Annotated in this window: 10 protein-coding genes; 7 read left to right on the forward strand and 3 right to left on the reverse strand. The window is 71.1% G+C overall.

Annotated features, from left to right (window positions below):
- Positions 1–22: 22 nt before the first annotated feature.
- Entirely contained in the window at positions 23–1,339 is a 1,317-nt protein-coding gene (aceA, locus tag BJ959_RS07120; protein ID WP_153981375.1) for an isocitrate lyase, read from the reverse strand.
- Between the two features lie 251 nt (positions 1,340–1,590).
- Here aceA and BJ959_RS07125 point away from each other — a divergent pair, with 251 nt between their 5' ends.
- Both BJ959_RS07125 and BJ959_RS07130 read left to right on the forward strand, forming a co-directional pair.
- Complete coding sequence (locus BJ959_RS07125; protein WP_153981374.1) at positions 1,591–3,069, forward strand: helix-turn-helix transcriptional regulator; 1,479 nt, start codon at positions 1,591–1,593, stop codon at positions 3,067–3,069.
- Positions 3,066–3,422 carry a GntR family transcriptional regulator gene (locus tag BJ959_RS07130; protein WP_153981373.1) on the forward strand — a complete coding sequence of 119 codons (357 nt, stop codon included), beginning with the start codon at positions 3,066–3,068 and terminating at the stop codon, positions 3,420–3,422. Before BJ959_RS07125 ends, BJ959_RS07130 begins: the two co-directional genes overlap by 4 nt.
- A 21-nt stretch (positions 3,423–3,443) precedes the next feature.
- Here the strand turns inward: BJ959_RS07130 and BJ959_RS07135 are convergent, their stop codons facing one another.
- Positions 3,444–7,052: a proline dehydrogenase family protein gene (locus BJ959_RS07135; RefSeq protein WP_153981372.1), complete on the reverse strand. Its 3,609-nt coding sequence runs from the start codon at positions 7,050–7,052 to the stop codon at positions 3,444–3,446.
- Between the two features lie 100 nt (positions 7,053–7,152).
- On the opposite strand from BJ959_RS07135, the gene BJ959_RS07140 reads away from it, so the two are divergent.
- Genes BJ959_RS07140 through BJ959_RS07160 form a run of 5 tightly spaced genes read left to right on the forward strand, consistent with a single transcriptional unit; the run spans position 7,153 to position 14,056 of the window.
- On the forward strand, positions 7,153–8,085 hold the full coding sequence (locus tag BJ959_RS07140; protein WP_153981371.1) for a LysR family transcriptional regulator: 933 nt from the start codon (positions 7,153–7,155) through the stop codon (positions 8,083–8,085).
- Positions 8,082–9,746, forward strand: coding sequence for an FAD-dependent oxidoreductase (locus BJ959_RS07145; RefSeq protein ID WP_153981370.1), 1,665 nt, complete (start codon positions 8,082–8,084; stop codon positions 9,744–9,746). Before BJ959_RS07140 ends, BJ959_RS07145 begins: the two co-directional genes overlap by 4 nt.
- Positions 9,743–10,588, forward strand: coding sequence for an endo alpha-1,4 polygalactosaminidase (locus BJ959_RS07150; protein ID WP_153981369.1), 846 nt, complete (start codon positions 9,743–9,745; stop codon positions 10,586–10,588). The genes BJ959_RS07145 and BJ959_RS07150 overlap by 4 nt, the downstream gene beginning before the upstream one ends.
- Before the next feature lie 58 nt (positions 10,589–10,646).
- Positions 10,647–13,358 carry a DNA methyltransferase gene (locus tag BJ959_RS07155; RefSeq protein ID WP_153981368.1) on the forward strand — a complete coding sequence of 904 codons (2,712 nt, stop codon included), beginning with the start codon at positions 10,647–10,649 and terminating at the stop codon, positions 13,356–13,358.
- On the forward strand, positions 13,355–14,056 hold the full coding sequence (locus BJ959_RS07160; protein ID WP_153981367.1) for a DUF3800 domain-containing protein: 702 nt from the start codon (positions 13,355–13,357) through the stop codon (positions 14,054–14,056). Before BJ959_RS07155 ends, BJ959_RS07160 begins: the two co-directional genes overlap by 4 nt.
- 166 nt (positions 14,057–14,222) lie before the next feature.
- Here BJ959_RS07160 and BJ959_RS07165 read toward each other — a convergent pair whose 3' ends face one another.
- Positions 14,223–14,567 (reverse strand): DUF202 domain-containing protein, encoded by a 345-nt coding sequence (locus tag BJ959_RS07165; protein WP_153981366.1) that lies wholly within the window; start codon positions 14,565–14,567, stop codon positions 14,223–14,225.
- Positions 14,568–14,571 lie beyond the last annotated feature (4 nt).

The following is a 14,571-nucleotide window of genomic DNA, read 5'->3' on the forward strand; positions in this document are numbered from 1 at the left end:
GCTCCTTCATTCCTGCGAGGGATCAGTGGAACTGCTCGGACTCGGTCGAGCCCACGAGCGCGAGCGTCGCGCTCTGCGGGTTGAGGGCCGTCGCGATGCGGTCGAAGTAGCCGGTGCCGACCTCGCGCTGGTGCTTGGTGGCCGTGTAGCCGTCGGCCTCCGACGCGAACTCGGCCTCCTGCAGCTCGACGTAGGCGGTCATCTGCCGCTCGTTGTAGCCGCGGGCCAGCTCGAACATCGAGTGGTTCAGCGAGTGGAAGCCGGCGAGGGTGATGAATTGGAACGCGTAGCCCATGGCCGCGAGCTCGCGCTGGAACTTCGCGATGGTCGCGTCGTCGAGGTGCCGCTTCCAGTTGAAGCTCGGCGAGCAGTTGTAGGCGAGGCGCTTGCCGGGATGCTCGCGGTGGATGCTCTCGGCGACGGCCCGCGCCAGCTCGAGGTCGGGCTCGCTCGTCTCGACCCAGATGAGGTCGGCGTACTCGGCGTAGGCGTGCGCGCGGGCCAGCACCGGGCCGAGGCCCGGCTCGACTTCGTAGAAGCCCTCGGCGGTGCGCTCACCCGTGGTGAAGGGGCGGTCGCGCTCGTCGACGTCGCTGGTGAGCAGGGTGGCGGCGAGCGAGTCGGTGCGGGCGATGACGACGGTGGGCACGTCGGCGACGTCGGCGGCCAGCCGCGCGGCCTGCAGCGTGCGGATGTGCTGGCTCGTCGGCACGAGCACCTTGCCGCCCATGTGGCCGCACTTCTTCTCGCTCGCGAGCTGGTCCTCCCAGTGCACACCGGCCGCGCCAGCCTCGATCATGCCGTGCATGAGCTCGTAGGCGTTGAGCGGGCCGCCGAAGCCGGCCTCGGCATCGGCGACGATCGGCACCATCCAGTTTTTGTCGGGTTCGATCTGCCCCGCCCGCAGCAGGGCGTTGTTGATGCGGCGCACGACGGCGGGCACCGAGTTGGCCGGGTACAGGCTCTGGTCGGGGTAAGTCTGGCCACTCAAGTTGGCGTCGGCGGCGACCTGCCAGCCGCTCAAGTAGATGGCCTTGAGGCCCGCGCGCACCTGCTGCACGGCCTGGTTGCCGGTGAGGGCGCCGAGCGCGTACGTCCACTCGCCGGCGTCGGTGACGTTCTGCTGGATCAGCTGCCACAGCTGCTCGGCGCCGCGGCGAGCGAGCGTGCGCTCCTCGCGCACGGGGCCGCGCAGCTCGATGACGTCGTCGGCGCTGTAGTCGCGGCGCACGCCGCTCCAGCGCGCGTCGGTCTTCCAGCGGGTCTCGAGCTCGGCGGCGGTCTCGGTCTGGTCGCCCGGTCGGGTCGGCTGGTCGGGGCGGGTCGGTTGAGTTGTCATGAGGTGCTCCTTCGGTCGGCCGCCGCCGGGTGTGTGTTCGTAACTCAGGCTGTAGGTCGATCTGTGATCGACGACTCGCGCACATTCCGGCTCTCAGCCTGAGTTACGAACACAACCCCAGCGACGGCTGGGCTTGCGAGGTTCGTGTGAGCAACTGTGGGCGAAGAACAACCCCTGAACCCCGGCCGAACCGACTGAAATAGAGGCAGATTTCAGTTGCGCTGAAGTTCGCGCGCTGGCAGGCTCGCGGCATGCTCGATTCACCGCTCTCGCGCGCCCAGGCTGAGGAGGTGATCGATCCGCTGACGCTCGGCCGCCGCATCCGCACCCTGCGAACGGATGCGGGGCTCACGCTCGCCGAGGTCGCCGAGGCCATCGGCACCGCCACCTCGCACTTGAGCGTGCTCGAGAACGGCAAGCGCGAGGCAAAGCTGAGCGAGCTGCAGGCGATCGCGCGGGTGCTCGGGTCGAGCCTCGAGCAGCTGGTGAGCGCCGCGCCGCTGAGCGGCCGCGCGGCCCTCGAGGTGGAGCTCGAGCGGGTGCAGGGCGGTCCGCTGTTCTCGGCCCTGGGCATCCCGCCGCTGCCGGTGCGCAAGAGCCTCAGCGACGAGGCGATCCGCACGGTGCTGGCGCTGCACGCCGAGCTGCAGCGGGTGCACTCGGAGCGGGCCGCGACGCCCGAGGAGGCTCGGCGAGCCAACACCGAACTGCGGCGCGCGATGCGGGCGCGCGGCAACTACTTCGGCGAACTCGAGCAGACCGCGGCCGGGCTGCTGCGCGCCGTCGGCCACGAGGGCGGCCCGCTGTCGCAGCGCCTCGCCGCCGAGCTCGCCGCGCACCTCGGCTTCACGCTGCACTACGTGGGCGACCTGCCCGGCTCGACCCGGTCGGTCACCGATCTCGAGCACGGCCGCATCTACCTGCCCGTGCAGACGGCACCGGGCCGCGACCCGCGCAGCGTGCTGCTGCAGGCGCTCGCCGGGCACGTGCTCGGCCGGCCCGAGCCGCGCGACTACACCGACTTCCTGCAGCAGCGGGTCGAGACCAACTACCTCGCGGCGGCGCTGCTCATCCCCGAGGCCGATGCGGTCGCGTTCCTGCAGCGCGCGAAGCAGCGCCGCGAGCTCGCGGTGGAGGACCTGCGCGACGCATTCGCCGTCTCGTACGAGACGGCCGCGCACCGGTTCACGAACCTCGCGACCGAGCACCTCGAGATTCCCGTGCACTTCCTCAAGGTGAGCGCGCAGGGCGTGCTGTCGAAGGCCTACGAGAACGACAGCGTGCAGTTTCCGACCGACGCCCTCGGCGCGGTCGAGGGGCAGCTCGTCTGCCGGCAGTGGTCGGCGCGGCAGGTGTTCGACGAGCCCGACCGCTTCAGCCCGTACCACCAGTACACCGACAAGCCCACCGGCACCTACTGGTGCACCTCGCGCATCGAGTCGGGCACCGGCGGCGACTTCTCGATCTCGGTGGGCACGCCGTTCGCGCACGTCAAGTGGTTCCGCGGGCGGGAGACCACCCGGCGCGGGGCGTCGACCTGCCCCGACCCGGGGTGCTGCCGCCGGGCACCCGACGCGCTCGCGGCGAAGTGGCAGGGGCGCGCGCGACCGCAGGCGCGCATCCATGCCAGCCTGCTGGCGACGCTGCCGACGGAGTCGTTTCCCGGCGTCGATCAGACCGAGGTGCTCGGGTTTCTCGAGCGGCACGCGCCGACGGGGGGTGCCGCATGAGGTTCTCGATCGACGCGAGCGCGGCGACCCCGCCGTACGAGCAACTGCGCGTGCAGGTGCGCGACGCGGTCGCGGCCGGCGAGCTCATAGCGGGTGCCAAGCTGCCGACCGTGCGCGCGCTTGCCGAGCAGCTCGGGCTCGCCGTCAACACGGTCGCGCGCGCCTACCGCGAGCTCGAGACCGACGGCATCATCGAGACGCGGGGCCGCGCCGGCTCGTTCGTCGCCCCGCAGGGTGATGCGGTGCGACGCCAGGCGGAGGCCGCCGCGCGCGCGTTCGTCGAGCAGGCCCGGCGGCTCGGGCTCGACGACGCGAGCGCGCTCGACCTCGTGCGCGCGGCGCAGCGCGGCTGAGCATCCCGCGCCCCCACGCCCCTACAGCGGCAGCTCGGCGAGCGCCGGGTACGGGTTGCCGAACCGGTGCGCGGTGATCGACACCGCCTGCTCGCGCAGGAAGGGCAGAAGCTCGACACGGCCGGAGGCCGTCACCGGACCCGACCAGACGGCGACGTCGGGGTCGCCGTCGACGGCCTCGAGCAGTGCCCGCCCGGTCGCGTGCGGGTCGTTGGCGCCCGCCGGCGCGATCACCCGGATGCGGGCCGGCCGCTCGACCGCCACGCGGCCGGCGAACTCCGTGTCGGGCTCGATCACGACCGCGGTCACCCGCAGGCCCGAGGCGCCCGAGTCGAGCAGCCCGAGCAGGCTCGCCGGCAGCGGAGCGGCAGCGCTGACGGCGACAGGCGATCCGGCGCGGGTCGCCGCGAGCAGCACCCGCACGAGGTCGGCCGGCGCGGCACCCTCGGCGGCCCGCACGGTCACCGGCGCGGGCCGGTAGCGCAGCACGTTGCGCTCGATCGGCTGGTCGGCCAGCACCTCGACCCGACTGTCGTCGCGGGCGACCCCGAACTCGTCCTCCCACGCGCGCTGGTCGCTCAGAGCGCCGGCGCGCGCGGCGTCGAAGCCCGCGAAGTCGAGCCCGGGCTGGCTCGCCTCGAGCACGTCGCGCACACCGCGGTCGAGCCCGCGCAGACTCAGCGACTGCTTCGGTGCGCGCGGCACGGGCGCGAACGACCCGAAGCCCATGACGTAGGACGGGCCGCCGGCCTTGGTCGAGCCGCCGACGCTCGAACGCTTCCAGCCGCCGAAAGGCTGGCGGCGCACGATGGCGCCCGTGATGCCGCGGTTGACATAGAGGTTGCCGGCCTCGACGTGATCGAGCCAGTACGCGACCTCGCGCGCGTCGAGCGAGTGCAGCCCGGCCGTGAGGCCATAGGCGACGCCGTTCTGCAGGTCGAGGGCTTCGTCAAGGTCGCGAGCGCGCATGAGCCCGAGCACGGGGCCGAAGTACTCGGTGGTGTGGAAGGCGCTGCCGGGCAGGACGCCGCGCTTGACGCCGGGGCTCCACAGCTCGCCGCTCGCGTCAAGCGCCCGCGGTTCGACGAGCCACTGCTCGCCGGTGCCGAGGGCGGTGAGGGCGCCGAGCAGCGTGCCCGACGCGCGCTCGACGAGCGGCCCCACGACCGCGGTCGGGTCGGTGGGGCGGCCGACGCGCAACGTGCGCACCGCATCCACCAGCTGCCGTTCGAAACGCTCGGAGGTCGCGACCGAGCCGACGAGGATCGCGAGCGACGCGGCCGAGCACTTCTGCCCCGCGTGGCCGAATGCCGAGCGAACCAGGTCGGCGACGGCCAGGTCGAGGTCGGCCGAGGGGGTGATGACGATCGCGTTCTTGCCGCTCGTCTCGGCGAGCACCGGCAGGTCGGGCCGCCACGAGCGGAACAGCGCCGCGGTCTCCCACGCCCCCGTCAGCACGAGCCGATCGACGGCGGGGTGCGCGATGAGCGCCTGCCCGACCTCGTTCTCGGGCGCGTCGACGAAGCGCAGCACGTCGCGCGGCACCCCGGCATCCCACAGCGCCTCGACCATGACGGCGGCGCTGCGGCGCGTCTGCGGCGCGGGCTTGATGATGACGGCGCTGCCCGCGGCGAGCGGCGCCAGCACGCCCCCGGCGGAGATCGCGACGGGGAAGTTCCACGGCGGCACGACCACCGTCAGCCGCACGGGCGTGAAGGTCGCGTCGTCGATCGCGGCGAGGTCGCGCGCGCTCTCGGCGTAGTAGTGGGCGAAGTCGATGGCCTCGCTCACCTCCGGGTCGCCCTCGGCGAGGGTCTTGCCGGCCTCGGCCGCCATCACCTCGAGCAGGTCGGCGCGGCGGGCGGCCAGCATCCGACCGGCGGCGTGCAGGATGCCCGCCCGCTCATCGACCGACCGCGCAGCCCACCCGGCGCCGGCCTCGCGGGTCTCGGCGACGATGCGCTCGACGGCGGCGATGCCGCGCGGGCCGTCGGCGAGGGCGCTCGCGTCGACGAGCCCCTGCCCGCGGGTGCTCGTGGCGGAGCGCGCGAGGATCGCGCGCCCCCACTCGCGGTTGGCGGGCAGCGCGGGGTCGGTGTCGGGCTCGTTGGCGAAGCCGCGGCGCACCCCGCCCGGCTCGGGCAGCGCGACCGCGGCGCCTGCGCCACCCTCGGCGACCGGCGTGAGCTCGAGCCGGTTCTGCACCCGGTGGGGCGCCGGCGCCGCGGGCGACGCCGCGAGGTCGGCGAGCGCCGCGCGGAACCGCTGCTCCTCCCGCGCGAGGATCTCGGGCGACGCGGTCAGCTCGAACACGCCCGACAGGAAGTTGTCGGTGCTCGCGTTCTCCTCCAGCCGGCGGATCAGGTAGCTGATGGCCGAGTCGAAATCGCGCGGGTGCACGACCGGCGTGTACAGCAGCAGGTGCCCGACGGTGCGGCGCACGGCGGCGGCCTGGTCGGGTGCCATACCGAGCAGCATCTCGACCTCGACGCTGCTCGCGACTCCGCGGGCCTCGGCGAGCTGCCAGGCCCACGCGATGTCGAACAGGTTGTGGCCCGCGACGCCGATGCGCACCGCATCCACCCGATCGGGGCGCAGCGCCGCGTCGAGAACGCGCTTGTAGTTGGCGTCGCTCGCCTGCTTGCTCTGCAGCACGGCGACGGGCCAGCCGTGCAGGGCCGCGTCGACGCGCTCCATGGCGAGGTTGGCGCCCTTGACGACGCGCACCTTGATGCCCGCGCCACCCGCGGCCCGGCGCGCCTGCGCCCACGCGGTGAGGCGATCGAGGGCGGGCAGCGCCTCGGGCAGGTAGGCCTGCAGCACGATGCCGGCCTCGTACTGCCGCAGCGAGGGCCGGTCGAGCAGGCGCTGGAACACCTCGATGGTCAGGTCGAGGTCGCGGAACTCCTCCATATCGAGGTTGAGGAAGGTCGGGGTGACGCCGAGCGCGGCCGTCTCGTAGAGCGGCACGAGCCGGTCGACGACGCGGTCGACGGCCTCGTCGAAAGCCCACATGCTCAGCTGGCTCGCGATCGCCGAGACTTTCACCGACACGTAGTCGACGTCGGGCCGCGTGACGAGCTCGGTGATGCCGGCGAGCCGTCGATCGGCCTCGCCGTCGCCGAGCACGGCCTCGCCGAGCAGGTTGAGGTTGAGCCGGTCGCCGTCGGCGCGCAGGTGCTCGAGCGTGCGCCCGAGGCGGCTCGGCGTCGCGTCGATGACGAGGTGCCCGACCATGCCGCGCAGCACGCGACGCGCGATGGGCACGATCGGCCAGGGCAGCAGGCGGGCGAGCGGGCCGCCGATGGCGATGAGCGCGCGCAGGAGCCAGGGCAGAAAGTTCGGGATGCTCTGCGCGAGCTGCTCGAGGTTGCGCGCCGCGACGCCGAGGTCATCGGGCCGCGCCACCCGGTCGACGAACCCGATCGCGAATGCGAGCCCCCCCTCGTCCTGCAGCAGCCCGGCGAGGCGCGCGGCGCTGGCATCGGGCCGCACCCCCTCGGTCTGGGCGAGCCACTGCCGCACGAGCGCGACGGCGGCGTCGGCAGTCGCGTTCGTGTCAGCGTCAGCGTGGGTGTCAGCCGAGCCGAGATCGGGCGAGGGGCCGGGGGTCGACACGTCGGTGCTCATGCATCCAGTCTGCTGGTCGACACTGTGCGCATCTAGTGATGAAATCGGTACATCGCTGTTTGGTTCTGCCGAACAATTCGCCGACCCCTCGGGAGCACCCATGCTCGACCTGCGCCGCGTTTCGCTCTTGCGCGAAGTGCACCGCCGTGGCACGCTGCACGCGGTGGCGCGGGCCCTGTCGTACAGCCCGTCGAGCATCTCGCAGCAGCTGCGGCTGCTCGAGCAGGAGGCGGGCGTTCCGCTGCTCGAGCGCACCGGCCGGCGGGTGCACCTCACCCCGGCGGGGCTGCTGCTGGTCGAGGGGGCCGACACGCTGCTCACCGATCTCGAGCAGCTGGAGAGCGCGCTCGCCGCCACCGACCGCACGGTCTCGGGCACCGTGCGGCTCGCGGTCTTCCAGTCGGCCGCGCTCGGCATCGTGCCGCGCGCCCTGAGCCTGCTCGCCGAGCGCTACCCCGCCCTGCGCGTCGAGGTCACGCAGCGCGAGCCCGAGAGCGCGCTCGATGAGGTCTGGGCGCGCGAGTTCGACCTGGTGATCGCCGAGGAGTACCCCGCGCACGCCGCCCCGCGGCGTCGCGAGCTCGACCGGGTGCCGCTCGGGCGCGACGCCCTGCGCCTTGGGGTGGCGAGCGGCAGCGGCATCCAGGCGCTCGGCGACGCCGCGCAGCGCGCCTGGGTCATGGAGCCCCGCGGCACCGCCAGCCGCCACTGGGCCGAGCAGGTCTGCCGCCTGGCGGGCTTCGAGCCCGACGTGCGCTTCGAGACGGCCGACCTGCAGGCCCACATCAGCCTCGTCGAGGCCGGGCACGCGGTCGCGCTGCTGCCCGACCTCGTGTGGAGTGGTCGTGACCCCCGCGTCTCGCTCATCACGCTGCCCAGCGACCCGCACCGCTCGCTCTTCACCGCGGCCCGCCGATCCACGGCCGACCGCCCGGCGATCGTCGCCGTGCGAGGGGTTCTCGCGCTGTCGATCGAGCCTCCAGGAGGAGCGGGATACCCTGAGCGCGGCACAGCAGAGAAGGAGCATCCGTGACCGAGCAGCGCGATGTCGTCATCATCGGCGGGGGCCACAACGGCCTCACCGCCGCCGCCTACCTGGCGAAGGCCGGCCTCGACGTGCAGGTGCTCGAGCGGCTCGACGTGCTCGGCGGTGCCGCGATCTCGGCCGAGGCCTTTCCCGGTGTGGATGCCCGCCTGAGCCGCTACTCGTACCTCGTCAGCCTGCTGCCGCAGCGCATCATCGACGATCTCGGGCTCGAGATCGCCCTCGCCCCGCGCCGCTACAGCTCGTACACGCCCGTGCCCGGCGATGCCGGAGCGCAGGGCGTCGGACTGCTCGTCGACAACCACGACCTCGCGGCGACGGCGGCGAGCTTCGCCGCCATCGGGGCGGCCGACGACGCGGAGGCCTGGCAGCGCTTCTACGCGGGCACCGAGACGCTCGCGCGCGTGCTGTTTCCGACCGTCACCGACCCGCTGCTGACGCGCACGGAGGCGCGCGACGCTGTGATCGCCGCCGCCGACAGTGCGGGCCTCGATGGCGCCGCCCTGTGGCATGCCCTCATCGAGCAGCCCGTCGGCCGCACCATCGCCGACACCTTCCAGAACGACCTCGTGCGCGGCGTCGTCTACACCGACGCGCTCATCGGCACGTTCGCCTCGAACGACGACGAGAGCCTGCTCGCCAACCGCTGCTTCCTGTACCACGTCATCGGCGGCGGCACGGGCGACTGGAACGTGCCCGTCGGCGGCATGGGCGCGGTGTCGGGCGAGCTCGAGCGGGCCGCGCGGCTCGCCGGGGCGACCCTCACGACCGGGGCCGAGGTTCTCGCGCTCGCCGCCGGATCCGGCGGCGACGACGAGACGCGCATCGTGCGCTGGCGCGACGAGGCCGGCGTCGAGCACGAGACGGCCGCCGAGCACGTGCTGGTCAACTGCTCGCCGCACGAGCTGGCGCGGCTGCTCGCGGCGGGCGGCGCGAGCGACGCATCCGCCGCCCGCATCGATGACAGTGCCGGCCTGGCCGTGCCGCCCGCCGAGGGTGCGCAGGTGAAGGTCAACCTGCTGCTGACGCGCCTGCCGCGGCTGCGCGATGCGAGCATCGACCCGGCTGCGGCGTTCGGCGGCACCTTCCACATCAATGAGACCTTCAGCCAGCTGCAGCGCGCCTACGACGAGGCCGTCGCCGGGCAGGTGCCGAGCGTCATCCCGGCCGAGATCTACTGCCACTCGCTCACCGATCCGACGATCCTCGGCCCCGAGCTGCGCGCATCGGGTGCGCAGACGCTCACGGTGTTCGCGCTGCACGTACCCGACCGGCTGCTCACCGAGACGACCAACGACGCGATGCGCGAGCGTCTGCAGCGCGCCGTGCTCGACTCGCTCAACGCGGTGCTCGCCGAGCCGATCGAGAGCCTGCTGCTGACCGACGCCAACGGCGACCCGTGCGTCGAGACGAAGACCACGCGCGACCTCGAGCACGCCCTGCGCCTGCCCGGCGGCAGCATCTTCCACGGCGACCTCGCCTGGCCGTGGGCGGAGGACGACGAGCCGCTCGACACCCCCGCCCGCCGCTGGGGCGTCGACACCGGGCTGCCCGGTGTGCTGCTGTGCGGCTCGGGTGCCCGCCGCGGCGGGGCGGTCAGCGGCATCGCCGGCCACAACGCCGCGATGGCGGTGCTCGAATCACGATGACCCGTCGGGCGATCGGGATGCTCGCCGCGAGCACCGCGATCGTGCTCAGCGCGTGCGCCGCGAGCCCGCCGGCCGCGCCACCGGAGCCCGCACCCTCCGACCAGCCCGCCCTCTTCACCCTGCCGCCCGACGGTCGCATCGACTACCAGCTCGGCGGCGCCTCGCCGCCGGCGCCCGGCGTGACGCTCGTGGTGCGCGACGCGACCGAGTCGCCCGCCCCGGGCGTCGCGAGCATCTGCTACGTCAACGGCTTCCAGACCCAGCCCGGCGAGCTCGAGGCCTGGCTCGCCGCGGCGCCCGAGGCGGTGCTGCGCGACGCCGCGGGCGACCCGGTGATCGACCCCGGCTGGCCCGACGAGGCGCTGCTCGACCCGCGCACGCCGACCGCCCGCGCCGCGATCGTCGCGCGGCTCGGCCCCCTCATCGACGGCTGCGCCGCCGCGGGCTTCGTCGCGGTCGAGTTCGACAACCTCGACAGCTACACGCGCTCCGACGGCGCCCTGACCGCCGATGATGCGCTCGCTCTCGCCGCACTGCTCGTCGACCGGGCGCACGCGGCGGGTCTCGCCGCCGGGCAGAAGAACGCGCTCGAGCTCGGCCCGCGCGGCCGGGACGAAGCCGGCTTCGACTTCGCCGTGCTCGAGGAGTGCGACCGCTGGGAGGAGTGCGCCCTCGCCGCCGAGGTCTACGGCGACCAGGTGATCAACATCGAGTACACCGACGACCTGCGCGGCACGTGGGCCGAGGTCTGCGCGCGCGGCGAGATTCCCGCGCTCACCGTGCTGCGCGACCGGATGCTCGCTCCCCCCTCGAGCCCCGACCACGTGCTCGCCCACTGCTGAGCAGGCCGCCCGGAACGCCATCCCTCGTCGCGTGGGTGGTGCGACGTAAGGTGAGCGTGTGACACGACTGTCTTGGAATGAGATTCGCGCTCGCGCTGCTCGCTTCGCGGAAGAGTGGGAAGGCGAGACGTACGAGAAGGGCGAGAGCCAGTCGTTCTGGGCTGACTTCCTCGACGTGTTCGGCATCAACCGTCGTCGTGCCGGAGGGTACTTCGAGTACGCGGTCAAGCTCAGCGGTGGGCGTCGTGGCTACATCGACATGTTCCTCCCAGGAAGGCTCTTGGCCGAGCAAAAGTCGGGTGGGCGCGACCTGAACGCAGCCCGAGGGCAGGCGTTCGAGTACCTCGACGGGCTCGATGACCATGACCTGCCGCAGGCGGTAGTCCTCTCCGACTTCGCCACGTTCCAGCACGTCGACCTCGACACTCGACAGGTCGTGGAGTTCCGGCTCGAAGAACTGCCCGACTACGTGCGCCTGTTCGCTCCGCTAGTCGACGAGCAGGCGACCTCGATCGAGGAGACCTCGCCGGTCAACCGTCAAGCGGCCGAACGCATGGCTGAGTTGCACAACCGACTCGAGGCGGCTGGCTACATCGGCCACAAGCTCGAACTCTTCTTGGTCCGTCTTGTGTTCTGCCTGTTTGCCGAAGATGCCGGCATCTTCGAGCCGAAGCAGTTCCGCGACTACATCCGAAGCCGCACGGCGGAGGACGGAACCGATACCGGGCTGCGGCTGACCAAGCTCTTCGAGGTTCTCAACACTGCTCCCGAAGAGCGGTCTGCGCTGCTCGATGACGACCTCAAAGCCTTCCCCTATGTGAATGGCGGTCTCTTCGCCGAGAACACGCCCGCCCCCGACTTTGACGCGAATTTGCGCCTGGCGCTGCTCTTGGCGTCGCAGCCCGACTGGCACAAGGTCTCGCCGGCGATCTTCGGAGCGATGTTCCAGGGCGTTATGGACGGCGATGACCGTCACGACCTCGGAGCCCACTACACGAGCGAAGAGAACATCCTCCGGGTCATCAAGCCGCTCTTTCTGGATGACCTCTACGCCGAGTTCGAGAAGGCTCGCGCATCGAAGAACAGTGCCCAGTTGCTCGATACGTTCCACGACAAGTTGGCCAGCCTCACCTTCCTTGACCCCGCGTGCGGTTCGGGCAACTTCCTGATCGTTGCCTACCGAGAGCTTCGACGACTCGAGCTGAAGGTCATCGAGGCCAAAGCGAAGCACTCAACGATCGTCGTCTTCGAATCAGACCTGCGCGTTCGCGTTGAGCAGTTCTACGGCATCGAGATCGACGAGTTCCCGGTGCAGATCGCGCGAACCGCCATGTGGCTGACCGACCACCAGATGAACCTCGAGGCGGGCCGGAAGATCGGTCACGAGTACTCCCGTCTGCCTCTCACCGAGGGTGCTCACATCGTGCACTCGAACGCCCTCACCACCGACTGGTCGAGCGTCGTCAAGCCGGAGGACCTCGACTTCATCTTCGGCAACCCGCCGTTCCTGGGCTCCCGCACGATGGACAAGGGTCAGAAGGCCGACCTGCGAGCCGTCGCGAAGGGTTTCCCGCAGGCTGGGTTCCTCGACTTCGTCACGGCGTGGTACATCCTCGCCGACCGGATGATGGCCCAGAACCCCGCGATCGAGGCAGCGTTCGTCTCGACGAACTCAATCAGTCAGGGTGAGCAGCCGGGCATCCTCTGGCCGAAGCTCTACGCGAATGGCAACCACATCACTTTCGCCCACCGAACCTTCCGCTGGATGAACGCCGCTCGCGGCGTTGCCGCAGTGCACTGCGTGATTGTCGGCTTCGCGCGAACGGCACGGAGACCCGCGCTGCTCTTCGACTATCCCGACATCGCTGGCGAGCCCGTGCTCGACCTCGTCGAGTCCATCAGCCCGTACCTGATCGCCGGCGACGAGTTCGTCGTATCCAACCGGCAGGAGCAGATCAGCGGAGCTCCTTCGATGGCGTTCGGCAACATGCCGGCAGATGGGGGCAACCTGATTCTGAGCCGGTCGGAGCGCGATGCCCTGCTCGCCTCCGAACCTGCGGCAGCCGAGTGGGTGCTGCCGTACATCGGCGCGAAAGAGTTCCTGCAGGGCGGCGAGCGATGGACGTTGTGGCTGAAGGGCGTGACACCCGCGCAGTTGCGGGCGATGCCCACCGTCGCCGCCCGAGTCGCCGCGAATCGACAGGAGCGCTTGACGTCAGCTCGTCCACACCTCGCGGATGTGCCTCACCTGTTCGCGCAGATCACGCAGTCCCCCGAACAGCCCGTGCTGGTGATCCCGCGCGTATCGTCGGAGCGACGCGAGTACGTGCCAATGGCTTTCTTCGAATCGGGACACGTCGTCGCTGACTCGTGCCTTGCGGTGGAAGCGGGCACTCTTGAACTGTTCGCCCTCCTGACGAGCCGGATGCACATGGACTGGCTGCGCGTCGTCGGCGGCCGACTCAAGAGCGACCTCCGGTACTCGAAAGACGTCGTGTACAACAACTTCGTTCTGCCGCCGATCGATGACGGGCAGCGCGCAAGCCTCGCCGAGCTCGGCCAGGGGATCCTAAACGCACGGGCGCTCTACCCAGATTCGACGCTCGCCGACCTCTACGACCCGACCACGATGCCCTCCGAGCTGCGCAAGGCGCACAGCGCGAACGACGACTACGTCGACAGGCTCTATCGCGCCGAAGGATTCACCGCCCCTGACGAGCGGGTCGCTCTGCTGCTCGACCTCGTCAAGGAGAAGGACGCGGCTGGGTGAGGTACGCGTTCGTCGACGAGTCGTACTCGCGGGATCGGTACTTCGTCGGCGCATACGTCGTTCGCGAGGACCAGTTGGCGATTGTCAAGAAGGCTGTCCACACCGCGCTGAGGTACGCGGAAGGTTTTGGGGTCCACGCTGCAGCCGAGCTTCACGGCTACGAGATCATGTCGGGTAAGGACGCGTGGTCACCGCTGCGGGGCAAAGCTCGTGCTGCTCTCTCCGTCTACCGGCGGGCACTCGCCGAGATCGCGGCGGTTCCGGGAGCCCGTGCCTTCGTTGAGGGCGTCGACATCCCCCGCCTGAATGCTCGTTATCGCTATCCGCAAGCGCCTCACCAGATCGCGTTGCGCCACCTCCTCGAGAGGCTGAACGAGTACGCGTCACGCGTGGGCGATCGCGTCGTCGTGATCGCCGATGAGGTTCCTGACCAGCAAGCCCACGCCATGAGGATGGCGAGCTACCAGTCGTTGACGACCGGCGGGTACAAGCCGCGCAAGCTCGCTCGCATCGAGTTTCCGATCACATTCGGCAAGTCGGCCGAATCTCCCGGCATCCAGTGCGCCGACATGATCGTCTATCTCTACCGCCGAGTCGACGCCCACGAACATCTCGATGATCGCGCAGCCCGGTCCGCTCGCGAACTGTGGACCGAGACGCATCCCTTGCGACCGTCTGCCCGGCGCTGGGATCCGTAGACCTGCGCCACTCCTATCGCGTTCTACGACTTAAGCACTGAAGCCCCGCAGGCGGGGCTTCAGGCGAACAACGCCCCGGAAACCGGTTCGTCGTCCTCCAAGTCTACCGAAGACGAGAGCGACTGTCACGGGTCGGTTCATCGCTGGAGACCGGCCCGGCAGGTCCCTACAGCTCGAGCGCGACCGCCACCACGAGCACGACGGTCACGAGCGCCGAGGCGCTGAGAACGAGCACCGTGCGCAGCATGAGCCCCCAGGGGTCACGGCCGTCGAGCTCGGCGCGCTTCACGCGCGGGGTCGCCGCGCCCGCGACGACGGCCGCCACGGCGAGCACCGCCGCGATCACCCCGACGGTCGGCTCACCCAGTCGTAGAGCGGTCAGTGCTGCGAAGAGGGCGACGAAAGAGGCCTGCAACGCCGTGCGCTGCCACGAGAGGCTCGTGCGGTCGACGGGCGCGCGGCGAGCATCCCTGCCCCCGTCACGATCGGCGCCCGACACCGAGGCGCTCACGCGC

It is taken from the genome of Microcella frigidaquae (genome assembly GCF_014200395.1).
Taxonomy (GTDB): domain Bacteria; phylum Actinomycetota; class Actinomycetes; order Actinomycetales; family Microbacteriaceae; genus Microcella; species Microcella frigidaquae.

Coding starts and splice junctions, on each gene's coding strand:
- BJ959_RS07150 (WP_153981369.1), top strand. CDS start 9,743: ATGACCCGTCGGGCGATCGGGATGCTCGCCGCGAGCACCGCGATCGTG.
- BJ959_RS07140 (WP_153981371.1), top strand. CDS start 7,153: ATGCTCGACCTGCGCCGCGTTTCGCTCTTGCGCGAAGTGCACCGCCGT.
- aceA (WP_153981375.1), bottom strand. CDS start 1,339: ATGACAACTCAACCGACCCGCCCCGACCAGCCGACCCGACCGGGCGAC.
- BJ959_RS07125 (WP_153981374.1), top strand. CDS start 1,591: ATGCTCGATTCACCGCTCTCGCGCGCCCAGGCTGAGGAGGTGATCGAT.
- BJ959_RS07135 (WP_153981372.1), bottom strand. CDS start 7,052: ATGAGCACCGACGTGTCGACCCCCGGCCCCTCGCCCGATCTCGGCTCG.
- BJ959_RS07130 (WP_153981373.1), top strand. CDS start 3,066: ATGAGGTTCTCGATCGACGCGAGCGCGGCGACCCCGCCGTACGAGCAA.